General features: G+C 57.8%; 21 protein-coding genes. 7 read left to right on the top strand and 14 right to left on the bottom strand.

Annotation, left to right across the window (positions count from 1 at the left end; all coding sequences use genetic code 11):
• Nucleotide 1 precedes the first annotated feature (1 nt).
• Genes glgX through treZ form a run of 3 tightly spaced genes read right to left on the bottom strand, consistent with a single transcriptional unit; the run spans nt 2 to nt 6,345 of the window.
• A complete protein-coding gene (gene glgX, locus UR289_RS13840; RefSeq protein ID WP_087822603.1) occupies nt 2-2,077 on the bottom strand; it encodes a glycogen debranching protein GlgX in 2,076 nt (691 codons plus the stop codon).
• Nucleotides 2,078-2,092: 15 nt separating this feature from the next.
• Entirely contained in the window at nt 2,093-4,561 is a 2,469-nt protein-coding gene (gene treY, locus UR289_RS13835; protein ID WP_320710518.1) for a malto-oligosyltrehalose synthase, read from the bottom strand.
• A complete protein-coding gene (treZ, locus tag UR289_RS13830; RefSeq protein WP_320710516.1) occupies nt 4,558-6,345 on the bottom strand; it encodes a malto-oligosyltrehalose trehalohydrolase in 1,788 nt (595 codons plus the stop codon). Before treZ ends, treY begins: the two co-directional genes overlap by 4 nt.
• A 132-nt stretch (nt 6,346-6,477) precedes the next feature.
• Here treZ and UR289_RS13825 point away from each other — a divergent pair, with 132 nt between their 5' ends.
• From UR289_RS13825 to UR289_RS13810, 4 genes are all read left to right on the top strand, one after another.
• Nucleotides 6,478-7,005 (top strand): GNAT family N-acetyltransferase, encoded by a 528-nt coding sequence (locus UR289_RS13825; protein ID WP_033145585.1) that lies wholly within the window; start codon nt 6,478-6,480, stop codon nt 7,003-7,005.
• Nucleotides 7,006-7,091: 86 nt separating this feature from the next.
• Complete coding sequence (locus UR289_RS13820; RefSeq protein WP_414146681.1) at nt 7,092-7,841, top strand: 5'-nucleotidase, lipoprotein e(P4) family; 750 nt, start codon at nt 7,092-7,094, stop codon at nt 7,839-7,841.
• Between the two features lie 141 nt (nt 7,842-7,982).
• The gene (locus UR289_RS13815; protein WP_320710514.1) at nt 7,983-8,969 is read left to right on the top strand and encodes an MBL fold metallo-hydrolase; all 987 of its coding nucleotides are present in this window, start codon (nt 7,983-7,985) and stop codon (nt 8,967-8,969) included.
• Nucleotide 8,970: 1 nt separating this feature from the next.
• Nucleotides 8,971-9,882 (top strand): LysR family transcriptional regulator, encoded by a 912-nt coding sequence (locus UR289_RS13810; RefSeq protein WP_033145588.1) that lies wholly within the window; start codon nt 8,971-8,973, stop codon nt 9,880-9,882.
• Here UR289_RS13810 and UR289_RS13805 read toward each other — a convergent pair.
• Nucleotides 9,873-10,757, bottom strand: a complete 885-nt coding sequence (locus UR289_RS13805) for a LysR substrate-binding domain-containing protein (protein WP_033145589.1) — start codon at nt 10,755-10,757, stop codon at nt 9,873-9,875. The genes UR289_RS13810 and UR289_RS13805 overlap by 10 nt on opposite strands.
• 113 nt (nt 10,758-10,870) lie before the next feature.
• Here UR289_RS13805 and UR289_RS13800 point away from each other — a divergent pair, with 113 nt between their 5' ends.
• Nucleotides 10,871-12,358 (top strand): UbiD family decarboxylase, encoded by a 1,488-nt coding sequence (locus UR289_RS13800; protein WP_320710510.1) that lies wholly within the window; start codon nt 10,871-10,873, stop codon nt 12,356-12,358.
• Between the two features lie 73 nt (nt 12,359-12,431).
• On the opposite strand, the gene UR289_RS13795 is transcribed toward UR289_RS13800, so the two are convergent.
• On the bottom strand, nt 12,432-13,766 hold the full coding sequence (locus UR289_RS13795; protein ID WP_262769911.1) for a J domain-containing protein: 1,335 nt from the start codon (nt 13,764-13,766) through the stop codon (nt 12,432-12,434).
• Nucleotides 13,767-15,461, bottom strand: a complete 1,695-nt coding sequence (locus tag UR289_RS13790; protein WP_320710506.1) for a molecular chaperone HscC — start codon at nt 15,459-15,461, stop codon at nt 13,767-13,769. It abuts the gene before it with no gap.
• 165 nt (nt 15,462-15,626) lie between these two features.
• On the opposite strand from UR289_RS13790, the gene UR289_RS13785 reads away from it, so the two are divergent.
• Together UR289_RS13785 and UR289_RS13780 are read left to right on the top strand one after the other, a co-directional pair.
• Complete coding sequence (locus tag UR289_RS13785) at nt 15,627-15,914, top strand: VF530 family DNA-binding protein (RefSeq protein WP_033145603.1); 288 nt, start codon at nt 15,627-15,629, stop codon at nt 15,912-15,914.
• Between the two features lie 7 nt (nt 15,915-15,921).
• The gene (locus tag UR289_RS13780) at nt 15,922-17,214 is read left to right on the top strand and encodes a glycoside hydrolase family 10 protein (RefSeq protein WP_033145604.1); all 1,293 of its coding nucleotides are present in this window, start codon (nt 15,922-15,924) and stop codon (nt 17,212-17,214) included.
• 38 nt (nt 17,215-17,252) lie between these two features.
• Here the strand turns inward: UR289_RS13780 and dsbG are convergent, their stop codons facing one another.
• The 8 genes from dsbG to UR289_RS13740 all read right to left on the bottom strand — a co-directional run bounded on the left by dsbG (nt 17,253) and on the right by UR289_RS13740 (nt 24,525).
• Nucleotides 17,253-18,011: a thiol:disulfide interchange protein DsbG gene (gene dsbG, locus UR289_RS13775; protein WP_320710504.1), complete on the bottom strand. Its 759-nt coding sequence runs from the start codon at nt 18,009-18,011 to the stop codon at nt 17,253-17,255.
• A 41-nt stretch (nt 18,012-18,052) separates the two neighbouring features.
• Nucleotides 18,053-18,664, bottom strand: a complete 612-nt coding sequence (locus tag UR289_RS13770) for a DsbA family protein (protein ID WP_320710502.1) — start codon at nt 18,662-18,664, stop codon at nt 18,053-18,055.
• 7 nt (nt 18,665-18,671) lie between these two features.
• Nucleotides 18,672-20,696: a protein-disulfide reductase DsbD family protein gene (locus UR289_RS13765; RefSeq protein WP_320710500.1), complete on the bottom strand. Its 2,025-nt coding sequence runs from the start codon at nt 20,694-20,696 to the stop codon at nt 18,672-18,674.
• 47 nt (nt 20,697-20,743) lie between these two features.
• Nucleotides 20,744-21,115, bottom strand: a complete 372-nt coding sequence (locus UR289_RS13760) for a hypothetical protein (RefSeq protein WP_087822620.1) — start codon at nt 21,113-21,115, stop codon at nt 20,744-20,746.
• 87 nt (nt 21,116-21,202) lie between these two features.
• Nucleotides 21,203-21,763, bottom strand: a complete 561-nt coding sequence (locus tag UR289_RS13755; RefSeq protein ID WP_320710594.1) for an RNA polymerase sigma factor — start codon at nt 21,761-21,763, stop codon at nt 21,203-21,205.
• A 5-nt stretch (nt 21,764-21,768) separates the two neighbouring features.
• Nucleotides 21,769-22,188: a hypothetical protein gene (locus tag UR289_RS13750; protein ID WP_126795444.1), complete on the bottom strand. Its 420-nt coding sequence runs from the start codon at nt 22,186-22,188 to the stop codon at nt 21,769-21,771.
• Nucleotides 22,189-22,337: 149 nt separating this feature from the next.
• A complete protein-coding gene (locus UR289_RS13745) occupies nt 22,338-22,856 on the bottom strand; it encodes an AAA family ATPase (RefSeq protein ID WP_069302856.1) in 519 nt (172 codons plus the stop codon).
• A 118-nt stretch (nt 22,857-22,974) separates the two neighbouring features.
• Nucleotides 22,975-24,525: a methyl-accepting chemotaxis protein gene (locus tag UR289_RS13740; protein ID WP_064672574.1), complete on the bottom strand. Its 1,551-nt coding sequence runs from the start codon at nt 24,523-24,525 to the stop codon at nt 22,975-22,977.
• Nucleotides 24,526-24,533: the final 8 nt, after the last annotated feature.

The following is a 24,533-nucleotide window of genomic DNA, read 5'->3' as shown; positions in this document are numbered from 1 at the left end:
GCTAAGGACGTCTGAAGAGAGTAATACTGCGTCCGGCCAGTTCGTACTCTACGGTTTCGGTGAACGCTGTCCCGGTGGCAGCGTCCTCTGCCGTAGACAGCTCCAGCACCCATCCCCCTTCGCCAAACTGCGGGATCTGGAACGGCACGGTCCCTTCAAACGGGTTGAACAGCATCAGCACGTCGTGCCAGATGCCGTCCTCCTGCCTGAGATCCGGCCTGCTGATGGAGACGCCGAGCGTCGAGCCTTCATCCCACTGCTCGGCCTGCTGCGGGCCGCCGCCGGCATTGAACCAGCGGATCTCCAGCCCGTCGCGCCAGCTTTCACGGCGCAGCAGCGGCTGTTGCGCGCGAAGGTCAATGAGCCGTCGGGTAAACTCGCGCAGCGCAGCGTCGTTTTCGGTTATCCCGTTCCAGTCGATCCACGAGATTTCGCTGTCCTGACAGTAGCCGTTGTTGTTGCCCTTCTGCGTGCGGCCAAACTCGTCCCCCGCCAGCAGCATCGGCGTGCCGTGGGAAAACAGCAGCGTGGTCAGGAAATTACGCTTCTGCCGCTCGCGGGTGGCAATAATATCCGGGTTCTCCGTCGGCCCTTCTTCGCCATAGTTGTACGAGCGATTATCGTTATGCCCGTCGTTATTGTCCTCGCCGTTGTCGGCGTTGTGCTTCTCGTTGTACGACACCAGGTCATTCAGCGTAAAGCCGTCGTGAGCGGTGATGAAGTTGACGCTGGCCCACGGACGACGCCCGCGCAGATCGTACAGATCCCCGGATCCCAGCAGCCGTGCGGCAAAGTCGTTGGAGACGTTATCGCCCTTCCAGTACTCGCGTACGGTATCGCGGTATTTGTCGTTCCACTCACCCCAGCCCGGCGGGAAACCGCCGACCTGATACCCGCCGGGACCGATGTCCCAGGGTTCACCAATCAGCTTAAGTCTTGATAACACCGGATCCTGAGTCATGGCGTCGAAGAAACCGCCGCGCGGGTCAAATCCTTCCGGCTCGCGGCCCAGTATCGTCCCCAGGTCGAAACGAAAACCGTCAATATGCATCGATTCCGCCCAGTAGCGCAGCGAATCCATCACCATCTGCAGCACGCGTGGGTGCGAGGTGTTGACCGTGTTTCCCGTCCCGGTGTCGTTGATGTAGTACCGGTGCTGGTCCGGCAGGGTGCGGTAATAGCTGTAGTTATCAATCCCCTTAAACGAAAGCGTCGGGCCAAGCTCATTTCCTTCCGCCGTATGGTTGTATACCACGTCCAGAATCACCTCGATGCCCGCATCGTGATACGCGCGCACCATGTCGCGAAAGCCCTGGATCCCCGCCGGGCCGTAGTAGCGCGACGCCGGAGCAAAAAAGCCGAGGGTGTTATAGCCCCAGAAGTTCTTCAGGCCGCGATCGAGCAGATGCTGGTCGTCCGGGAACCAGTGAACCGGCAGAAGCTCCACCGAGGTGATGCCAAGACTCTTGATGTAGTCGACCGAGGCTTTGTGTCCCATCCCCTCAAACGTGCCGCGCAGCTCCTGCGGGATGGCCGGGTTCATCTGGGTAAAGCCCTTCACGTGGCTCTCATAGACGACGGTATGCGGCCAGGGCACGTTTGGCCGGCTGTTGTCCTGCCAGTCAAAGGCGTTCGGGTCGATGACCTTGCATTTCGGCGTGAACGGCGCGCTGTCGCGCGTATCAAAACTGAGATCCAGTTCATCATGCCCCAGTTCATAGCCGAAATGGGCGTCGTTCCAGTCGATATCGCCCACCAGTTCTCGGGCGTAAGGGTCGATAAGCAGCTTGTGCGGGTTAAAGCGGTGACCGTTTTCCGGATCGTAAGGGCCGTAGACGCGATAGCCGTACAGCGCGCCGGGCTTCAGGTCCGGCACATAGCCGTGCCAGACCTCATGGGTATATTCCGGCAGCTCCAGCCGGGCGATTTCGTTTTTCCCGGACGGGTCAAACAGACAGAGCTCCACCCGCTCGGCGTGAGCGGAGAACAGCGCGAAGTTGACGCCCTTCCCGTCATAATTCGCCCCCAACTGCTGGCCATGACCGGCCCGAATTTCAAACGTAGTATCCTTTGCCATTTTCGTTCTCCACGATTATTCGCAGGTAAGCAGAACCAGTACACATCCCTTTTTTGACGTTAAATCCAGCGTCTCTTGCAGAATGCGGCTCTCACCGCTGAACAGATCCCGATAGCGTTTCCCCGTCAGCTCCTCGGGTATCGCCACCGTGGTATTGACCCACAGCTGATGATTATCGGTGACATCAAAAACCAGACGCGGAACGGCGACAATCAGCGCCTCCTCGTCCTTAACGCGGGCATAGACAATCAGGTTCTCCTCGCGCTCGCCGGAGACCTTAAGCGGCAGCCAGTCGCCGTAGCGGAAAAGCGCGTCGTAGTGCGGACGCAGCCGCAGCAGCGTGGCGGTGACGAACTGCTTAACGCGCCCGTCTCGCCAGCAGGCCGGGTTATCAAACACCGTGGCATCCGCCGCGCTGAGGTTGTGCACCAGCGCGTTGAAGTCCGGCTCCCGTCGGTTATCCGGGTCAACGAGGCTAAAATTAAGCGCTTCGCTGCCCTGATAGATATCCGGCACGCCGGGAGCCGTCAGCTTGATTACCGTCTGGCTGAGGCTGTTCATCAGCCCGGCCCGGATAAAGGGCTGCATCGCCGCGCTAAAATCCTGCAGGAACAGCGCGTTGTCCGGCGAAAGCAGATGCCGCGCGTAGCTCAGCACCACGCTCTCATAGCTCTCGTTGCTGTCGATCCAGTCGGTGCGCTGTTTTGCCTCGCGCAGCGCTTTCTCGAGGAAGCCGATGAATCGCGCGTCGAGTGCTTTAAGCCCTTCGGCGTCTTCCGGTGACTGCGTGGCGGGCCAGACGCCCGCCAGCGCCTGATAGATCATCCAGGTATCGGCGGCGTTCGGCGCGGTACCGTCATTGAGAAAACGCACCTGAGTCTGGTTCATCTGTCGCCAGCGGGCCAGATTTTCCCCCCAGCGTTCCGGCGCTTCCGTCAGGGTGTAGAGACGCGCCCGGGCGTCTTCCCCGCGCTTGGTATCGTGCGTGGAGGTGCCCAGCAGCGCGTCGGGCTGACGGGCCAGACGAATGCGCATCTCCTGGTGGAAGCGGGATAATGAAAACGCGCGCGGCGTCGGGTCGGCGCCCACTTCATTGAGCGCCAGCTCGAGGTTGTGGCGGAAGAACAGCGTGTCTTCAACGGACTTCGCCATCAGCGGCCCGGTAAGCTGCTGGAAGCGGGTTCTGAACAGCGCGGCGGACTCGCGGCAATCTTCCGGCAGATCGCCGGTAAGAATGCGCACAATCAGGCTCAGCGCCGCTTCAGACGTCTCCACGCCGGCGACCACGCGGTTAAGCAGCGCCACGTCCGACGGGGTTAATCCCTCCCGGGTGCCGTAGGTGCGGTAGACCGGAAAGGCGATAAGCAGCTCGCGTAGCGCGTGGCGGATCTCCTCGCGCGGTAGCGCAACCTCATTGCGGCGGGCCAGATCCTCAGCAAGGTTAAGCAGCGTGGTGAATTCACCCTCAAAATTGCGATCGGTCATCAGGCCCTTGGCATCGCGCAGTTCCGCGTGGCGATCGACCGTTATCCCCAGCGTTTCGTCGTGGATGGTCTCCAGGCGCGACAGGTTATCGTCGTCGACCAGCACTTCCGCCAGCGAGGCGATAAACTCGTAGCCGGTGGTGCCGGATACCGGCCAGTCGGCGGGGAGCTGTTCTCCCTTCGCGAGGATTTTTTCAACCGTGATGTAGCAGTCGGGCCCGGTTTTCTCCCGCAGGCGCTGCAGATACCCCAGCGGATCGGCCAGGCCGTCGACGTGGTCGATGCGCAGGCCGTCCACCACGCCCGCGTGAACCAGCTCCAGGATCAGCCGGTGCGAATCGTCGAAAACCGCGTCGTCTTCAACCCGAACGCCGACCAGCCCGGTGATCTCGAAGAAGCGCCGCCACGAGAGCTGCTTCGGCGCTTCCCGCCAGGACATCAGCCGCCAGCTTTGCGCTTCATGCAGCTCAGCGATGCTCTTATCCTCGCTGTACGTGCCGGGGTTGAGCGGATACTCGGCGTCGTAGTAAACCAGCGCGACCTTGTTCGTGACAGGGTCACGTTTAAGGGCGATCGCACCCTTCTCCAGCTCCGCCTCAAAGGTGTCGCCGAGGAACGGCAGCGTCAGCGGGCGCGACCCGTCGATATCGAAATAGCGGAAATAGCGGCTCTGCTGGCCGTATTCAATCACGTCCCGCCACCAGGCATTTTCCAGCGAGGTGGACATATGGTTCGGGACAATATCCAGAATCAGCCCCATGCCGGCCTGCTTAAGCGCTGCCGATATGCGGTCGAAACCGTCTCGTCCGCCGATCGCGGGGTCAATTTCATTCGGGTTGGTCACGTCATAGCCGTGGGTGGAACCCGCTGTGGCGGTAAAAACGGGCGATGCGTAGAGATGGCTGATGCCGAGATCTTTCAGGTAAGGCACCAGCGCCGCAACGCGGTCGAAGGTCATGCCATTACGGAACTGAATACGGTACGTGGCGGAAGGGATCATAACGATGCTTCTCCATCAGCAAAGCGAACGACAATACCGTTCGGCGGTAAAACGTCAGTGACTTCCGGCCAGGCAAAGCGCGTCTCACCCGCGAGATCGGGCAGCGCGACGGGCTTACTACCGATATTCAGCGCCAGAGAGAGCGTCCCCGACGGGAAATGCCAGCTCACCGCCACCATGCCGGGCGCGGTCTTGATTACTTTGCCCTCAACGGCGCCGCCATGACGCAGAAGCGGAACGATATGGCGATGACGCAGCGTCAGCAGGTGGCGCGTGAAGCGCAGCCACGTTTTGCCTTCGTCGGTGGCAATCTTATTCCAGTCGAGTTTTGAACGGATAAACGTGCTCAGGTCGTTCGGATCCGGGACGGTTTCATCGTGCCCGGCATGGCCGGTAAACTCTTTTGCGCGCCCTTCCCGCACCGCCTTTGCCAGATCGCCGTGAAAATCGGTGAAGAACAGGAACGGGTGCGTTTCACCAAACTCCTCGCCCATAAACAGCAGCGGGATATGGGGGGAAAGCAGCAGCGCGGCAAGCAGCACCCGCGTCTTGTCGACACCGGCCAGGGTGATAAGCCGTTCGCCCTGGGCGCGATTCCCGGTCTGATCGTGGTTCTGAATAAAATCGACGAAGAACTGCGGCGGCTGCGTCTGGCACTCCACCCCGCGGGATTCGCCGGTTTGCAGCGAAATCTCGCCCTGGTAGACAAAGCCTTCCGCCAGCGCCCGGGCGAACTTTTTCTCCGGCTCAAAGGCAAAATCCTGGTAGTACGCGTGGGTCTCGCCGGTGGCAAACACGTGGGCAGCGTTGTGGAAGTCATCATTCCACTCGGCGGTGAACAGCGGCGTATTGCCCTGTTCATCGCGCGGATGCAGGAAAATCACGTTGCGGCTGTCTTCCGTGGTCAGGTGAACGTGACGGTGCGGGATCGCGTCGCGGATTTTTGCGGCAATCTCCTCCAGAATGTGCGTCTCCGAGGCGTCTTTAATCTGGTCGATGGCATCGAAGCGCAGGCCGTCCAGACGGTACTCCGTCAGCCAGTAGAGGGGCGCATCGGTAATGTACTGCCTTACCGGCTCGCGTTCGTAAGCGATGCCGTTGCCCCACGGCGTCATCCGCTGTGCATCAAAAAACGCGGGCGACAGCAGCGGCAGATAGTTCCCCTCCGGGCCGAAGTGGTTAAGCACGATATCCAGCACCACGGAGAGTCCCAGCCCGTGCGCGGCGTCGATAAACGCGTGGAAATCCTCCGGCGTACCGTAGGCAGAGTGCGGGGCGTACAGCAGCACGCCGTCATACCCCCAGCCGCGGGTTCCGCCACACTGAGAGACGGGCATCACTTCAAGCTGGGTAATACCAAGCTCTGCCAGATACGGTAGCTTGTCGATGGCGGCCCGGAAGGTGCCCTCCGGGGTAAACGTGCCGATGTGCAGCTCGTAGATAACCGTATCTTCCCACGGCCGCCCTGCCCAGTCCCGGTTGACCGGCTGATAGCGTTGGGGATCGATAACGATGGAGGGGCCGTTAACGTCGCCTTTTTGCGCGCGCGAGGCGGGATCGGGCACCGTCATGCCGTCCTGCAGAACAAATTGATATTCTGCACCGTGCGTGACGCCGGGTACGTCTGCCTGAAACCAGCCGTCGCCAGCTGCCGTCATCGGCACGTCGGCGGCGGCCAGACGTAGCGTAAGTTCTTTCTGTCCTTCTGCCCAGACGCGAAAACGTACAACGTCATCGGAAATAAACTCAGCACCCCACTGCTTTTGAAATGTCCTGAATTCCATTCATTGTCCTCGAATGACCCACATTTTACGCGGAACGAAGTACAAGCTTAGTTCAGGATTAAAAGTGTGTTAGGCCAGCGAATTTAACCGCTTCGTCTATTCTTTATGAAATAACTCACTACCGGGAAGACTATGCAGATTCGAAAAGGACTCAATACCGACCTCGCTCGCCTTGAATGCTGTGACTTTTCTTTCACCATTAGCCACATTGCGCGAGAGCCCTTTATCCACTGCGATTTGCATATCGAAGCCGTCGCCGTGCCCTGGATTAAAACCTACGAGCTCGATATCCAAACCCTTGAAAACCACTGCGTTAATCCGGACGCCATATTTCTTATTGCCGAAACGGATGACGGTGAAATTGCGGGATTTATTACCGCGTCAATCGGCTGGAATAAGTTTATCTCGGTGGATTACATTGCCGTGGAGCGCACGAAACGCAGAACCGGCGCCGCGCAAAAATTAATGGCCGCCGCGCACGTCTGGGCCCGCAGCGTAAACGCGCCGGGATTACGGCTTGAAACACAAAATGTGAACGTCTCGGCCTGTCTGTTTTACCGCAACTACGGGTTTACCCTGGGCGGATACGATCGTTATCTCTACAACGCCTTACCGGAAAAAGACGAAGTCGCCCTGTTCTGGTATTACATGCTGGTCTAGCGGCGCGGCCTTCATATTTCTGTCATTGAATTTCATTACGCTTTCGGGATTTTAACCAGGGTGTTGAGGAAAAAAGTGTGAATTCAATGGCTAAGGCATTACTGCTGGCATTACCTGTTTTGAGTGCAACGGCGGCGGCGACGGCCGCCGGGGGCGAGCTGTGTGAACCCAAAGCGTACGAAATGGCGCTGCGCTATCAGCAGAAATCGGCAGAGATCGTGGCCCTTCAGCTGCAGACGTATCGGTTTGCCACCGAGCGTTTCAACGAAAAGTTAAAAGAGCTGAAAACGCCTGAAAATTACGCCGTGGTAATGGACCTGGATGAAACTGTGCTGGATAACACCCCTCTGCTGGTGCGCGACACCGAGCAGTGTCACGACTATACAAAATGGGACACCTGGAGCGACTGGGAAAAACAGGGAAAACCCGGCTTAATTCCGGGCGCGAAGGCGTTTCTTGACCATGTGAATCAAAGCAAGGTCCGTATCTATTATGTTTCGGACCGTATGCAGGAAAATAAAGCCGATACGCTCAGGACGTTAAAAGCCCTGGGACTTCCGCAGGTGTCCGATGAAAGCGTGCTTCTGGACACGGTCAGCAAGGAAGAGCGTCGCCAGAACATCCTCAAAAAGCAGCAGATCGTGATGCTGTTTGGCGACAGCCTGCCGGATTTCGCCGTGCAGTTTAAAAATAAAAAGCCGAGCGAGCAGCAGCGTGAGCTGGTTGAAGCCAGCGCGGAACACTTCGGAAACGACTGGATTGTGCTGCCTAATGCCGCTTATGGCTCCTGGTCCAAAGCCACGCCGGACAGCTGGAACGCGCCGCTGAAAAAATAACGTGTTACGAGCCGGGAAAGGCAGCATCGCCACCCGGCTTCTGCGCTGTGCTATCCACTGCGTTTATAGGTCCTATCATTTCTGGGCAGGTTCTTATAATTTTACGAAGAAGTAAGATGAGCGCTTTCAAAGGAGACTCGTATGCTTACCGTGAAAAAACTTGCTCTTTCTACGCTGATTTCCAGTTCATTGCTTTTCTACCCTGCGCTTCAGGCGTCGGCAGATACGCCCCAGCACGTCGTTAAACAACCGGCGGGCGGATACAGCGTTCAGGTCGGCGACGTTCTGGTCACCTCGTTTACCGACGGGACCGTCGCGCAGGATCTGCACAAGCTGCTGCGCCGGACAACGCCGCAAAAAATCGATGCGCTGCTCGCGAAAAATTTCCAGACCAACCCGCCTGAAGTATCCATCAACGCGTTCCTGATTGCGATGCCTGGACATAAAATCCTGGTCGATACGGGCTCAGGCCAGCTCTTTGGCCCCGGCAACGGCGGACGTCTGATTGAGAGCCTCGCCACCCAGGGGATTAAACCCGAGGACATTACTGAAGTCCTGCTGACCCACGCCCACTCCGATCACGCGGGCGGCCTGGTGAAAGACGGCAAGGTGGTGTTCAGCAACGCGCGCGTTTTCGTTGGCAAACCGGACGTCGACTTTTTCTTTAACGACGAGAATCAGAAAAAAACCGGCTACGGCAAGAACTACTTTGACGTCGCGCAGAAGACCTTAAAACCCTATCTTGACGCCGGGAAAGTGGTGCCGTTTAGCGGCACATCTGAGATTCTCCCGGGGCTGACCGGCACGGTTCATCCCGGCCATACGCCGGGTTCAGCCTTCTACACGCTGACAAGCAAAGGCGAGAAGATCACCTTTGTCGGCGACATCATTCATGCCGCGGCGGTACAGTTCCCGCAGCCTGACGTGACCATTACCTACGATGAAGATCAGAACAAAGCGGCAGGCGTGCGCGAACACGCGTTTGCGGACTTTGTGAAAAATAAAGACCTGGTTGCCGCGCCACATCTGCCGTTCCCGGGTATCGGGTACGTCACCAAAGGCGAAAACGGCGGCTATGCCTGGGTTCCTGTGAACTATACCAACCGGGACGCCGGCAGCGCGAAATAAAATGACGCCCGTCTCTGACATGGACATCGACCTGATCCTGACCCTGGACGCCCTGCTTCAGGACAGGAATATCACCCATGCGGCCGCGCGGCTGGGCATCAGCCAGCCCGCGCTGTCCGCTCGTCTGGCGCGTCTGCGAACGCTGTTTGGCGAACCGCTGTTTATTCCCTCCCCACATGGACGTGGGGTGCTACCGACGCCGCGAGCGGAAGCGCTTAAGCCGCAGGTGGAGAGCGTGCTGCGCGGCATCAGCGCGATGTTTTCTCCCACCACGTTTGATGCCCAGACCAGCACCCGAACCTTTGTTATCGCGCTGCACGAAAACCCGGCGCTGATGCTGGGCACAGGGCTGCTTAACCAGGTGGGTACCGAAGCTCCAGGTATTCGCCTGCGCTTCGCCCTGCCACAGATGTCCGAACTGCCGCAGCAGCTGGAAAACGGTGATGTGGATATCTACATCGGCGTGAGCGCGGGTGCCCATGACGGCTGGGTGAGGCGCAAACTGCTCGACGATGCGTTTGCCACCGCCCAGCGCAAAGGCCATCCGCGCGGGACCGGAGCGTTAGACCTGGAAAGCTACTGCGCGCTTTCTCATCTGGTGGTGTCATCGGCGGGAGATCCGTTTACCGGCTTTGTCGATCAAACCCTGGCCGGGCTGGGCTACCAGCGGCACGTCGCGATGTCCACGCAGAGCTACGCCATGGCGCCTGCGCTTGTTGCCGGTACCGACCTGGTGTGCACCCTGCCGGAACGGATGCTGAAACAGTTTGCCGGCACGCTGGATCTCTTTGCGCCGCCGCTCCCGCTCCAGCCGATTACCATCTACATGTACTGGCACCCGAAAAACAGCCAGGATCCGGCAAATGCCTGGCTGCGCGAGCAGCTGTTGCAGGCCGCCGGGCGTCAGGTATGATCGAGGGTAATCAGGAATTTTTTAAGCACTTCTGAGCGAATAATCCGGTGGCAAACCAGCGTCAGTTCGCTTTCACGGAGTCGGTCGAGGATGTCCACGTACACCACGTTCTCAACGCTCACCGCCTTTGCCGAGGCGGGCAGCAGCGCCAGCCCAAACCCCGCCGAGACCAGGCTTATCACAGTGGGCACGTCGGTCGCGTTTTGCACCACGTCCGGCTGAAAGCCCGCCCCGCTGCAGGCGTCATAAAAGTACTGTTCCAGCCCCATTCCCTCCGGGTCGCGCAGGGAGATCCATTTTTCGTCCTTCACTGACGAAAGCGTCAGCGCGGAAGATCCCGCCAGCGGGTGCTGACGATACAGCGCCAGGACCGTTTTCTCTGACGTGAACGGGCGGCTTTGCAGATCGTCAGGCAGCGACGGCAGCGGCGCCCGGATAATAGCCACATCGAGCTGGTTGCTCTGCACGGCCGCGTAGAGCGTCTGCACGTTTCCCGTCACCAGCGACATGGTAATGGCCGGCCAGCGCGTATGCATCTGGCGCAGCGCGGCGGGCAGCCTGCCGTCGAACATCGCGCTCGACACGCACCCCAGGTTTAATACCCCCTGCTCGCCCCGTGCCGTTTGCCTGGCGTCCAGAACCGCCTGCTCGGTCAGGGAGATGGCGAGCCTGGCTTTCACCAGAAACGCTTCACCCGCGGGCGTCAGGGTTAAGCGGCGGTTCGCCCGGCTAAAGAGCGTGACGCCTAAACGTTCTTCCAGCGCCTTTATCTGCTGGCTCAGGGCCGGTTGCGCCATGTTCAGACGCTCAGCGGCCCGGTGCATGTGGAGCTCTTCGGCCACCACGATGAAATGGCGCATCTGACGAAACTGCACGGAACGCTTCCTTTTTTGATATGAGTTTACTTATCAATTTAGCAGTAATGATGCAATTGATGCTATTGGTCATTGCCATAAAAATGGAGGTATTCAAAACGAGGGAGGAAATTATGGAAAACCCGATCAACGATCTCCGCAGCGCCATCGCCCTGCTTCAGCGCCACGAAGGGCAGTATCTTGAAACCGATCATCCGGTCGATCCCAACGCGGAGCTGGCGGGAGTCTACCGCCATATCGGCGCGGGCGGCACGGTAAAACGTCCAACCCGTACGGGCCCGGCCATGATGTTCAACAGCGTGAAGGGCTATCCGGGCTCCCGCATCCTGGTGGGCATGCACGCCAGCCGCGAGCGCGCGGCGCTCCTTCTGGGCTGCGAGCCCTCTGAACTCGCAAAACACGTCGGCCAGGCGGTGAAAAAGCCGGTTGCGCCGGTTGTGGTTCCGGCCTCGCAGGCGCCCTGCCAGGAACAGGTTTTCTACGCAGACGACCCTGACTTCGACCTGCGGAAGCTGCTTCCGGCCCCCACAAACACGCCGATTGATGCGGGCCCGTTCTTCTGTCTGGGGCTGGTGCTGGCAAGCGATCCGGAAGACAGCTCGCTGACGGATGTCACCATCCACCGCCTCTGCGTTCAGGAGCGCGACGAGCTTTCCATGTTCCTTGCCGCCGGTCGGCATATCGAAGTCTTCCGCAAAAAGGCGGAAGAGGCCGGAAAACCGCTGCCGGTGACGATCAATATGGGGCTCGATCCTGCCATCTATATCGGCGCGTGCTTTGAGGCGCCCACCACGCCGTTTGGCTACAACGAGCTGGGCATCGCCGGGGCGCTGCGCCAGCAGCCGGTCGAACTGGTGCAGGGCGTGGCGGTAAAAGAGAAAGCGATCGCGCGGGCGGAAATCATCATCGAGGGCGAACTGCTTCCGGGCGTGCGCGTAAGAGAAGATCAGCACACTAACACCAGCCACGCGATGCCGGAGTTCCCGGGCTACTGCGGCGAGGCGAACCCGTCCCTGCCCGTGATCAAAGTGAAAGCCGTGACCATGCGAAACCACGCGATCCTGCAAACGCTGGTGGGACCGGGAGAAGAGCATACCACCCTTGCCGGTTTACCGACGGAAGCCAGCATCCGCAATGCCGTTGAAGAGGCGATTCCGGGCTTCCTGCAAAACGTCTATGCGCATACTGCGGGCGGCGGTAAATTCCTCGGGATCCTGCAGGTGAAAAAACGCCAGCCGTCAGACGAAGGACGTCAGGGACAGGCGGCGCTCATTGCCTTAGCCACCTATTCGGAGCTGAAGAACATCATTCTTGTCGACGAAGACGTGGATATTTTCGACAGCGACGACATCCTGTGGGCGATGACCACCCGCATGCAGGGCGATGTCAGCATCACCAATATTCCGGGGATCCGCGGCCACCAGCTGGATCCGTCCCAGTCGCCGGATTACAGCACCTCAATTCGCGCAAACGGCATCTCCTGCAAGACCATCTTCGACTGCACGGTGCCGTGGGCGCTGAAGGACCGCTTCGAGCGCGCGCCGTTTATGGAGGTGGATCCGCGTCCGTGGGCGCCGGAGCTGTTCACTGATAAGAAATAAATAGCTGAAAATTTAATAAGGTCACTCTGGCTTAAGCCGGGTGACCTTTTATTATTAGAGCGCCATATTTAATTCATCTCTCACTAAACTGATTAATCAGCGCCGCCATAACCGCAGCACAAATAAAGTAATGAATGAAAAGCCAGATAAAGCTATACCAGGCGAAATTCATCACCTCAAGGATCCGCCATGGACTGGAAAAGAGCCTGCTCATGATAATTCCGGGCAAGCGGATCGCCGGTACTTTTCGATTCGGCCACACTGCCCATACGGCTATCGCCGACAGCAGCAAAAAGATCGCCGTCATCAGGAGTGGTGGCCCCAAACCGGGTGTAGTAATGGCCGAAAGAGCAGCAAAATAGAGTCCGCCAAAGAACCACTGAATAATAATGAGTGAAAGCAGGAACTCAATGCCTAAAAAAGCGCTGAGCAATCTGGGTCTGGAATGGGCGCTTATCAACACCATATCGCTGACGTAAAGGTAGAAAATAAGCGTTGCAATTGTAATGGTACTGACGAGGGTAATACCCCCAATGGAGGGTAAAATAGCGCTGAAAAGAAAACCCCAGAATGCCAATAAGAAAAGACCCGCCGATGTGAGGCCTAATCGTGCTCTCTGCAGGAACTGCAGAATAAAAGGATTGAGCCGGGGGAGGATTTCCGGAAAAGATTGCAGTACGTATTGATATCGTGTTGCCATAGTTTCAATCAAACCCGGCAATAATCGTATCCAAAAAGGTACGTTCGGTCGTTCACTTCTGAGCAGCTTAATAGCAAGCCTCTCCCGCCATGATCCCTGCTTCCCTTCCGCCTCCATTTTCTGCCAGGCTCGGAGGATTTCAGTTTGGCGGATCTGATGATTAATGGCGTGTTGAAGGTAAAGCGGGATGATATGGCTAAAGTCGTAATCATGTATCCGCCAGTTCAGCATTTCCGCCACGATATCAAGTTGCGCTTCAGTTAATCCAGCCTGTTCAGCCAGTGCAGCGGCAAGACGTTGACTGAAAAGCCGTTGTTGTTCAAGACTTCCTCGCCCGTTAATGCGGGCGGAGAGATGCTTGAGAGAAGCAATGCCGGATATTTCTTCGTTGACGAGCTTATAAGCCAGAGCAGATATTTCCTGTTCCGTATATAACGCTTCGCGCTCTGGTAAGAAAACGGTCACGCGTTCATCAGTTTCTTCCTGACGATCAACCATTGCCGCTGGTTCATCGACTAAAACACGTTGTGGATCCTTCTCTTTGCCTTCCTTTGCTAAGCGTTTTGCATCGTCAAAGGCTTCCCGTAGGCGTTGGTAACCAGTGGGGTCGGTATCAGGACGATTCTTTTTTAACTGGCGTGCGTAGGCTCGCCGAATTTCCGATTCATCCTCTGTAGGAGCAATATCAAGAGTTTGCCAGATGCTCATCTACCTGACCCCTTCGTAGCTATTGAGAAAAAGTTCAACCTCTCGTGCAGAAAGTTCAATCCGCTGCGGCTCCTGACTCTCAAGAGCCCACTCAAATTCTGTTGTAAGCCGGTCAATGCAGGCTCGCTCGTCCCCCAGCAGCCGTTCATAGAGTCGCGAACAGCGAGCCAACAGCGCGACGTTTTCCTTACGATCGCGAGGGTGGATTTTGAGTGCGGCGAGCTTTTGCAGACTCTCGGCAATTTGTTCATCGCTCATCTGCCCCGGCACTTTTTCAATAATCCGTCTTGAGATGGCGGGGTTTCCCTGACACTGACATTCGACTTCCAGCAAACCATCGAGGGTATAGGTAAAGCGGACATCCAGAGAGACCTCTCCCGCCGGTGCAGGTGGGACATCAATAATCATTTCACCCAGAAAAATATTATCGCGAACTTTGCGCGCCTCCCCCTGGTAGATCTTCAGCAATACAGTGCGTTGATTATCTTCAACGGTATTGACTGTCTCCATCTTACTCACGGGTAGAAAGGTATTTCGTTCGATGAGTGGCAGGAAAAATCCCGTCTCAAGACGCTCCGAACTCCGCCTGGCAACTTCAACACCCAGAGAAAAAGGCATCACGTCCGTGAGAATGATATCCTCCACGGCGACATCAGACATGACCATACCGGCCTGAACGCCAGCACCAAGGGCTACGGCTTCGTCGGGATGAAGATCGTGACGTGGGAAGCGACCAAAAAGTCGCGCGACAGTCTGGCGGACGAGTGGCATGCGCGTCGCCCCTCCCACCAGAAGGATATGGTCCAGATCGCGCACTGAGAAACGCGCATCAGCGAGCGCCTGCTGAACAGGATGTTGAAGCCGATTTAAAAGCGGTTTGCAGCACTGGGCAAATTGCTCTTCATTCATTAACCATCGCCACTCCGTATCATTCCAGCATAGAGTGACCTCGGCCTGTGCATGCTGGCTAAGCGTCAGTTTCATGCTTTCGGCTTTCGCCAGCAGCTCGGCCCTCACCGTATCGGGGGCTGCTTTTAGAGCCGGGTGTTGTTGCAACATCCATTGCAGAATGGCATCCGAAAAATCATCTCCACCTAAGCGTACGTCTCCGCTGCTGGCACGGACTTCCACCACGCCCTCAAACATATCAATAATGGATACATCGAATGTCCCACCGCCAAGATCGAAAGTGAGATATTTTTGTTCTCTGTTTTCCAGTAACCCAAAAGCAAGAGACGCTGCGGTAGGTTCGTTTAAAAGGCGGATGGCATTCAGGCCGGCCAGGCTGGCAGCATTTTTTACCGCCCGTCGTTGTACATCATTAAAATAAGCCGGAACGGTGATGATCGCATCGGATATAGCCTGGCCAAGCCAGGCTTCAGCATCCTCTTTCAACTGGCGAAGCAGCAGAGCAGATAACTCCTCCGCACGAAATTGCCTTAGCCCAAGCGGAAGCTGGATGTCTGTCCCCATGAAACGCTTAAAGCTCGCCTGCGTGAGATGCGGGTGAGTTTGTAAACGATCCCGGGCAGGACGGCCTGTCAGGATATTGCCGTCATCATCAAGACCCACGACTGAAGGGGTCAGAACCTCACCAATTTTATTCGTAACCAGCACTGGCCGCCCCTCAAGCCAAACGCTGACCGCGCTGTTCGTTGTCCCGAGATCGATTCCCAGCACCTGATTATGCGTCATCGGTATACCTGTTTTTCATTGTTACTCTATTGATTATACAAATAGTTAGAAGAGAACTAATGCCCAAAAAAAGGGGGATCTTGATATTATTGCCGCTTCCCCTGCTTTCTTGTACCCTTTCACCGGAAACCCTGCCCCCACAAACATTGAGACATCCGGACACCTATGACTGCACATATTTCCAAAGATCCTTTGCATGGCGTAACGCTGGAGATGATGGTCAATGCCCTGGTGGCAAAATACGGCTGGAGCGAACTGGGCGACCGAATCAAAATTAACTGTTTCAGAAAAGATCCCAGCGTTAAATCGAGCCTGAAATTTCTGCGCCGCACCCCGTGGGCGCGCGCGGAAGTGGAAGCCCTGTATCTGGACTCCCTCAACGATGAGGTAAGCACAGAACAGGCGGCGCCCGCGTTTAATCCCTGGGCCAACAGTCGGATTATCAAGAGCTAATACGCAAATGACGCGACACGTAAAACGGATTGGTGCGCTGGCTGCCTGCGCGCTTTTACTTGTGAGCTGCTCCTCCAAACCGCCGAAATCACTGGTTACCCCTCTTCCCACCGCGAGCAAACCGACGCAGCAGGCAAACGAGCCGATGCGCGGGATCTGGCTGGCAACCGTCTCTCGTCTCGACTGGCCGCCGGTAGCCTCGGTGAACGGCCGCAGCGCGGACCAGCGCATCGCGATGCAAAAGCAGGCGCTGACAAGCAAGCTCGACAACCTTAAGCGCCTCGGCATTAACACTGTGTTTTTCCAGGTGAAGCCGGACAGCACGGCCCTCTGGTCATCAAAAATTTTGCCGTGGTCGGATATGCTGACGGGCAACATCGGCGAGTATCCGGGATACGATCCGCTGCAGTTTATGCTGGATGAAGCGCACAAGCGCGGCATGAAAGTGCATGCCTGGTTCAACCCGTACCGCGTGTCGACCAACACTAAGCCGTCAACCATCGCCGCCCTGAACCGGACCGCCTATCAGACCCCGTCCAGCGTCTATGTCCAGCACCCTGAGTGGGTGCGCATCTCGGGCGATCGCTTTGTGCTCGACCCCGGCATTCCGGAAGTGCGCGACTGGATAACCAAAGTGGTGACCGAAGTGGTGGCGAACTACGCGGTAGACGGCGTGCAGTTCGATGATTATTTTTACGCCGAATCGCCGGGGTCCGCGCTCAATGATTCGCAGACCTGGCGGCAGTACGGCCAGGGATTTGCCTCAAAGGCAGACTGGCGTAGACACAATACGCAGCAGCTGATCGTCCAGGTTTCCCGCGCGATTAAACAGACCAGGCCCGACGTTGAGTTTGGCGTCAGCCCGGCGGGCGTGTGGCGTAACCGTTCGTTTGACCCGGCAGGCTCGGACACCCGCGGCGCCGCGGCCTACGATGAATCCTACGCCGATACGCGGCAGTGGGTTCAGCAGGGCCTGCTCGACTACATCGCTCCGCAGATTTACTGGCCCTTCTCCCGGGACGCCGCGCGCTACGACGTGCTGACCAAATGGTGGGCCGACGTCGTGAAGCCGACCCACACTCGCCTGTATATCGGCATTGCGTTCTACAAGGTGGGCGAGCCGTCGAGAAACGAGCCGGACTGGACGGTTCAGGGCGGCGTGCCGGAGCTGAAAAAGCAGCTCGATCTCAACGATTCGCTGCCCAACGTGAACGGCACCATCCTGTTCCGGGAAGATTACCTGAACCAGCCGCAGACCCAGCAGGCGGTGAACTACCTGAAAGGACGCTGGGGAAGCTAAATGCCATCAGGCAGAAACGCCCCGTTTCTGCCTGTTTTTTACGGCTTCGGCCCGAACATCGCCTCAAGCTGCTGCGCATCCGGCATACCGACCACCTGCTGCAGCTCATTTTCCGCATTCAGATAGTAAATGGCCGGCGTGGCGTTAGCGCCCAGGCTGTCCATCAGCGTCTGGTGCTTCTGCAGGATCGCTACCGTTTCGCGGGAAGCCTCGCCCTCTGGCTTCGGTAATTTTTTCCCACTGGACAGTTCGTATTCGCGCCAGGCCGAAACCGGATCTTTCGCATTCAGAATCGCTGAGGCGTTGCGTCCGCTGTTGGGGTTGAGAAACGCCACCAGCAGCGTGTTGAGCTGAACCTTGCCCGCCTTCACCCACGGCTGCGCTTCAGCCCAGAACTGCTTGCAGTACGGACAGAACGGATCGGCGAAGACAAAGACCTTACGCGGGGCGTTATCCGCTCCTTCCTTCAGGGGATGCGCCGCGTTGAGGTTCTTCCACATCTCGCGGCCCATCGGGGCGTAGATCTCTTTCTGGAAATAGCCTTCGCTGAGGTTTTTTCCTTTATCATCGTACAGATAGCCTGAAATGACATGCTTGCCATCCGGGGTTAAAAAGAGCGTTACGCCCATGTCCTGATACTGCCCAAGCCAGGCGGGCGCGCCGCCGGGCGCATCCAGCTTCTTGATGATTTTAATGTTCTGCTGCTCGCCGAAGTGCTTCACCACGTCCGGTATGGCTTCAGCCGCCTGCGCCAGCCCTGACGCCGTCAGCGCTGAAAGTAACAGTAATTTTTTCATTTCCCTCTCCGGTTTGTCGGGGGCATTCCGCCCCCTTCAGGTTAGCGGTTTTTCAGTGCGTCACTGACCATTTCGTCGAACTGTTCAAACGGCACCCAGCCGGGCAGCAGTCCCTCGCCGATGAGCGTGGCGGGCGTGCCCTGGATCCCCATTTTTTCCGCGACAATCAGGCTGCGCTTGATCGTCATCAGGCTCTCCTCATCCGGCGTCGCGACGCTCACGCCCGCCCGCTTCTGCGCCTCCTGAATGCTGGCGTCATCGTGGTAGCCCTTCTTCGCCATCAGAGTGTGGTTAAGCTTCATAAACTGCCCGGGCTCCTGACGCCAGAGCGTTAACGCATCGCGCGCGGCGGTCAGCGAACTTTCCGAGCGGAAAGGTAAAAACTTAAAGACCGCCGCCACGTCCGGGTGTTTTTCGACAATCTTCTCCAGGTACGGATCGAATTTTTTACAGTACGGACAGTTGTAGTCGGTAAACACCACCAGGGTGAGTTTGGGGTTTTTCGCGCCGATGCGCGGAGAGTTTGGATCGTTAAACAGGAAATCAGCGATGATCTTCTGCGCCCGCTGCTCCTGGTCCGGCGTCAGCGGCTGGGCAGCGAACACCTGAACCGGCGCCAGCAGGAGCAGAAGCGTAATAAGGAATTTTTTCATAACACAGTTAGCCTTTTGCGTTGTTCAGGGTGGTGATGAGGGTGCGCTTGTCCAGCAGCGGCGAGAGGATTTCGCCCTCAGGCAGGCCGGGGCCATACACCGCGTTAAACGGAATAGCGTAACGGTTTCGCTTCGCCAGGAAATCCGCGATAAACGCGGACGGCTGGCTCCAGTCTCCGCGCAGGGCCACCACGTCCGGCTGGCGCAGCGCGGCAATAACGTCCGGCTGATTCAGCACCCGATGCTCGTTAACTTTGCAGGTCACGCACCAGTCCGCCGAGATATCCACAAACACCCGTTTTCCCTGCACCAGCGCCTGCTGGATGGCCTCCTCGCTGAGCGGCTGCCACGGGATGGTCTGCGCAGCATTTTGTGCCGGAGCGGCAGGCGGCGCGTTAAGCAGCCCGCGCGCCTGATACCCACCAAACGCCGACAGCGCGATAACCACGAGCCAGAACAGCGGTGAGGATTTTTGCCCCTTCAGCGCGAACAGCGCCAGCGCGACGGCGATGAGCACCAGCATCACAATCTGGCTGACCGCCTCGCCCAGATGCACGCTCAACAATGTTGCCAGCCAGAGGCTGGAGGCGAGCATCATCAGGCCCAGAACGACTTTTAGCGTGTTCATCCAGCGGCCGGGTTTCGGCAGCAGCATGGCCGTTTTCGGCACCAGGGCGACAAACAGCCACGGCAGGCTCATGCCCACGCCGAGCATCAGGAAGATCAGCCACAGGGAGTGTAGCGGCGCGCCAAGGGCAAAGGCGACCGCCGTACCGAGGAACGGCGCGGAGCACGGCGTGGCAAGCAGCGTGGCGAACATCCCTTCGCAGAAGCTGCCGCCAATCCCGGATCCTCCTGCCGTTGCCAGCCGTCCCGTGGCGGCGGAAGGCAGCAGCATCTCAAACGCGCCAAACAGGTTCAGCGCAAACAGGAAGGTGACGGCGACCATCAGGCCGATAAACCACGGGTTCTGGAACTGAATGCCCCACCCCAGCGACGCCCCGGCCAGCTTAAGCGCGGTCACCATCCCCGCCAGCAGCATAAAGGAGGTGAGGATCCCGGCGCTGGTGGCCAGAAAGCGCAGCCTGATCGCGCGCCTGTCCGAACCCGCCTGCAGGATGCTGTTAAGCTTCATGCCCATGACCGGCAGCACGCAGGGCATCAGGTTGAGGATCAGCCCGCCCAGCAGCGCAAAAAGCACCATTTTGCCCGTCCCTTCAGGCGCAGAAGGTGCAGCAGGCGTCGCGCCAACGGTCATGGTGGTTTGCTGCGCATTGCCGCCACTGGTCAGCACAAACGACAGCCTCTTGCCTTCCAGCGAGGCGGGCTTGTCTCCCCATTCGTCGGTCAGGGGTACCGTCACCCGAAGCGTATTGCCGTCGTGTTTGATGACCGGCTCGCCGGGAAGAATGTCACCTTCCAGCGGGTCAAAGTAGATCCCCGGATTATCCCACTTCCCGTCCGTCGTACCGGTAATCACCAGCTTGTCGCCAGAGAGCCACGCGGAGAGATCCCTGGATACGCCTGACGTACCGGGCACGGCACGCATCGCCTGCTCGAACTCGCTACGGAAGCCCTCATCCACCGGCTGGGTAAAATCGAGGTGCAGCGGGTAGTCCGTCAGCAGACAGACGTTACTGCACGTGGAAAGCGTGAGCGTCCCGTCGAGCGTGTCGCCCTTCACTCCGTCGAGCGTAATCGGGATAGTGACCTTGTCGTGATAGCCCTGCGTGGTCATGCCGGAGATATCGAAGCGCGACGGGACCGGCCAGGACCAGCTATCCGTTACGCCCTCCGGCCAGCTGATTTTCGGCGCGACGCCGCCCTCGCCCGGCGATCGCCAGTAGGTTTTCCAGCCGGGCTTTAGCTCAACGGTGAGCAGACCTTTAACGTGCGTTTGCTCCCTCTCCGCCTGAAAGCGGATGCGGGCGTGATCGTTTTGGGGGGAAACCAGCCAGCCTGTGTCCGCCGCATGGGCAATGCCGATGCAGGACAGCCACAGGAAGACGAATCCCCTGAAGAGGTTAACCATGTTTTACTCCGTGAACAGTGAAAATTATCGTGAGAGGACGATGATTTTCATTCACGGAAAACGCAGTTTTTAAGGTGTATTCGGGGAGGCGGTGCCTGAACGGGCTGTTCCGCGGGAGCCAATACCCGCCCCTGCGTAAGCAGCTGCAGCAGCGCGAAGAAGATGATAATGGCCGGTAGCGCGCCGTCGAAGAACAGCGGCTGCGCACAAAGCAGCGAGTGTGCGCCCAGCTGACAGGGCGACGGGCCGGGCTGTTCAGTGTTGCTGCTTTGAGCCGGGGCATCTGCACTCAGAGAAATTTGCGGATCCAGTCCCTGTAAAAAATGGTTGAGCATCACCGCACGCTGCACGAGGCAAAGCGCCATCGCGAGACAGGTGACGATCAAAAGCCATTTTCCGAGGAGCTGACGGTTGCGCATAACGTTCCAGAGTAACAAGACGCCCCGATCATAAACGATAGTGATGAATCTACAAGTGTCGGAAGTGTAAGGTTTTGTCTGTCGCCGCTATTCGCCCGTCAGCGCGTCGTAGACGTCGCGCAGCCGCGTGCGCAGAAACAGCACCGCCTTGTGCTTGCGGGATAACAAAGCCTGTTCGCTGGCGCCGGTCTCCTCTGCCAGCATTTTAATGCTGTAGCCGTGGAGTTCGGTCTTTTCAAACACCTCCCTCTGCGGCGGCGGCAGATCAGACAGCGCCTGCCCCAGCTCTTCCCACAGCAGCGTTTTGAGATACTCCTCTTCCGGCGTGTGCGGTACGCCGAAGAGGGTTTCGGCCAGCTCGTCCTCCGGGAACCCCTCCTCGTCTTCGCCCGTAAAATAGCCGGAGAGCGACACTTCGCGCTTTTTACGCGCCCGGTCGGTCATCTCGTTACGCGCCGCGCGGAACAGCCAGGCGGCAACGTTTTCGACCGGCTGCTCCACTTTCATCAGCTGATACGTCACTTCCTGCAATATGTCGTCGGCATCATCGCGAACGGACGTCCGTCCGCGGATGAAGGCTTTCAGCCGGGCGCGGCAGGCATTGAGCGCCGACATCAGCATGGATCCGCCCGCCTCCCCGGCTTTCATTTCGCTCACTCTGCTTCCGGCGCTTTTGGCGTGGCGTCGTCGCGCTTATCGTCACGATGACCGTGCCAGCCGCAGTGGCCGCGTCCGTGGCGACCAAACCCTTCGCGGCGCTGCTGAATAAACGCCTCGCGCTGTTCGGGCGTCATATTCATCCAGCGCTCGTGCATGCGGCGGTGCGCGCCAAACATCCCCGGGCGGAAACCTAACCCGCCAAACAGAATGCGGCTCAGCACCAGAATGCCCAGCGCCTGCCAGAAGCCAATGGCCTTCACGCCGAGAATGGCCGGGAGCAAGGCGTTCCACAGGGTCATCACCACCAGGCCGAGCACGATAAAAATCACCGCGCCGATGACTAAGCCCTTGCCCATACGGTGGCGACCGAATCCGCGCCCGTGACCTCTGCCGTGCATATCAAAATCTCTCATGGTGTTTACCTCGTTTACAGTAACTGATTATGGCTTGTGATGAGGTAGACGGATGAAGGAGGGAAATATTGCTGGGGTGAATGAATAATTTTGCGGAGAGCGTATTTTCACACGCCCCGTGAAAGCAATTGCTGGCGCTTGTTCACCGTTTAAGGCCGGTTTAGAGCGATCTTATTCCTTATTTCCAGGATTTTATCTGCACACTCTGCCGCTGATAACAGGGCGGTGTCCAATATGAGATGTTCTCTCTCCCAGGGGGCATACTCACGGTTTTTTACCTGTTTCCAGTCAGGAGGTGTGAGCCCTGGGATATCAGAGACTCTGTGCTCCACGCGATAACGATGTTCTTTTTCGTCTGAGCAGACAATTTCAACTTCCAGGAAAGGGACATTCAACGAAAGAGCAATATTGCGAAAAGTATCTCTCACAAGGTTAATATCATTAACGGAATCGGTCACAACGGTGGAGCCGAGCTTAAGATTCTCACTTGCTAAACCATAGATGGCAAAATAGCCCTCCGGCCCCGTTTCCTGACCCGGTTCATAGACTGAACGAATGGCCTGCTCAACAGTATCAACCCGCAGATAGACCGCCCCCAGCCTTTGAGTAACTATTTTTGCAACGGTGCTTTTACCACTGCCGGGTAGCCCACTAAAAATAATTAACATAATTTTCCCTGGTGATAATTAATATTATATTTGTGCTGCCTATAGAAACGTCCTGAATTATACAGAAACGGTTACACCAGATACAAAAAAGGCTCCCGTAGGAGCCCCCCTCATACAATCAAGCCTGCACCGGCAAACTAAAACTCGAAATACTCCGCGAAAGCTGCTGCGCCTGCTCTTCCAGGGATGCCGCTGCCGCAGCGGACTGCTGCACCAGCGCGGCGTTCTGCTGGGTCACGCCATCCATCTCGGTCACTGCCTGGCCGACCTGGCTGATCCCGCGGCTCTGCTCTTCGGAAGCGACGGAGATCTGCTCCATCAGCGTATTCACTTTATTCACCGATGAAATAATCGAGTCAATCACCTCACCCGAGCGGCTGACCAGCTCCGCGCCGTTTTTCACGCTCGAGACCGACTGCGCAATCAGGCTCTCGATGTCCTTAGCCGCCACCGCGCTTTTCTGCGCCAGGGTGCGCACTTCGCTGGCCACGACCGCAAAGCCGCGGCCCTGCGTTCCGGCGCGCGCCGCTTCAACCGCCGCGTTCAGCGCCAGAATATTGGTCTGGAAGGCGATGCTGTTAATCACGCTGGTAATGTCTTCGATGCGCTTCGAGTTCGCCGCGATGGTATTCATCGTGTCGATGACTTCACGGGTCACCGCTTCACCGGTGTGGGCATTTTTCACCGCGTCCTGCACCAGTTTCCCGGCCTGATAAACGTTGTCGGTATTGTTCGCCACCGTCGCGCTCAGCTCTTCCATGCTCGCTGCCGTCTGGGTCAACGCGGAAGCCTGCTGCTCGGTACGTGACGCCAGGTCGATATTTCCGGAGGCAATCTCCTGCGCCGCATGCGTTACGGTATGGCTCGCGTCGCGCACCTGGGCGATGGTCGCCAGCAGCGCCTGACGCATCTGCTCCATTGAGCTCATAAGATGATCGATTTCGTTATGTGCGCTCCCCTTGACCGGTACCGGAACGTCCAGCTTGCCTGCCGCAATCTGGCTGCAGTGCTCGCGCGCCAGGTTGACCGGCGCAAAGACAAAGCGCTTCATCAGCAGGCTGACGGCGACAATCACCACCACAAACAGGCTGGCAATAGCGGCAATGATCGCAAGGCCAGAGACGAAGTTACTGCTCGCATTCTCGTTCAGGCTTTTGGCATATTTCTGGTGGACGGAAAGGACCTGGTCGAGAACGATCTCGTACTGGCGGTCGAGGCGGGATACTTCCGGGATCAGCGCGTTAAATTTGGCGACATCGTGCGCCTCGGCGGCATCGATCAGCGGCGCCAGCCCCTGGTTGCGGTAGTTTTGCCAGGCGTCCTGATAGGCAGTCACCAGCGGCGCTTCATCCGTCAGACGCGGCGAAGCCATAAAGGCCGCAAAGGCGTGGTCCGCTTTGGTCAGCGCCTCCTTCACGGCGGTTAACTTTGCAGCCCCGTCTGCCGAGTTGCCCGCTTCCACCATCTTCACATACTCCATCACCCGCACGCGCAGCGTACGGCTATGGTTGATGGGGTCAATAATGGACAGCACAACCTGGATCTCTTTGTTGACGTTATCCAGGGAATTATTACTTTTAATGATGAGGCCAACGCTGGTCACAGTGCTGACAACAAAGAAGAAAAGCAGCGAGAACAGGACGATCAGGGACGACTTTTTCAACGACATAAACCAAT

The organism is Enterobacter sp. 302C9, assembly GCF_034106085.1.
In the GTDB taxonomy this organism is placed as follows: domain Bacteria; phylum Pseudomonadota; class Gammaproteobacteria; order Enterobacterales; family Enterobacteriaceae; genus Enterobacter; species Enterobacter asburiae_B.
Note: the sequence above shows the minus strand (reverse complement) of the source record. Positions and strands in the feature narration are given on the sequence as shown.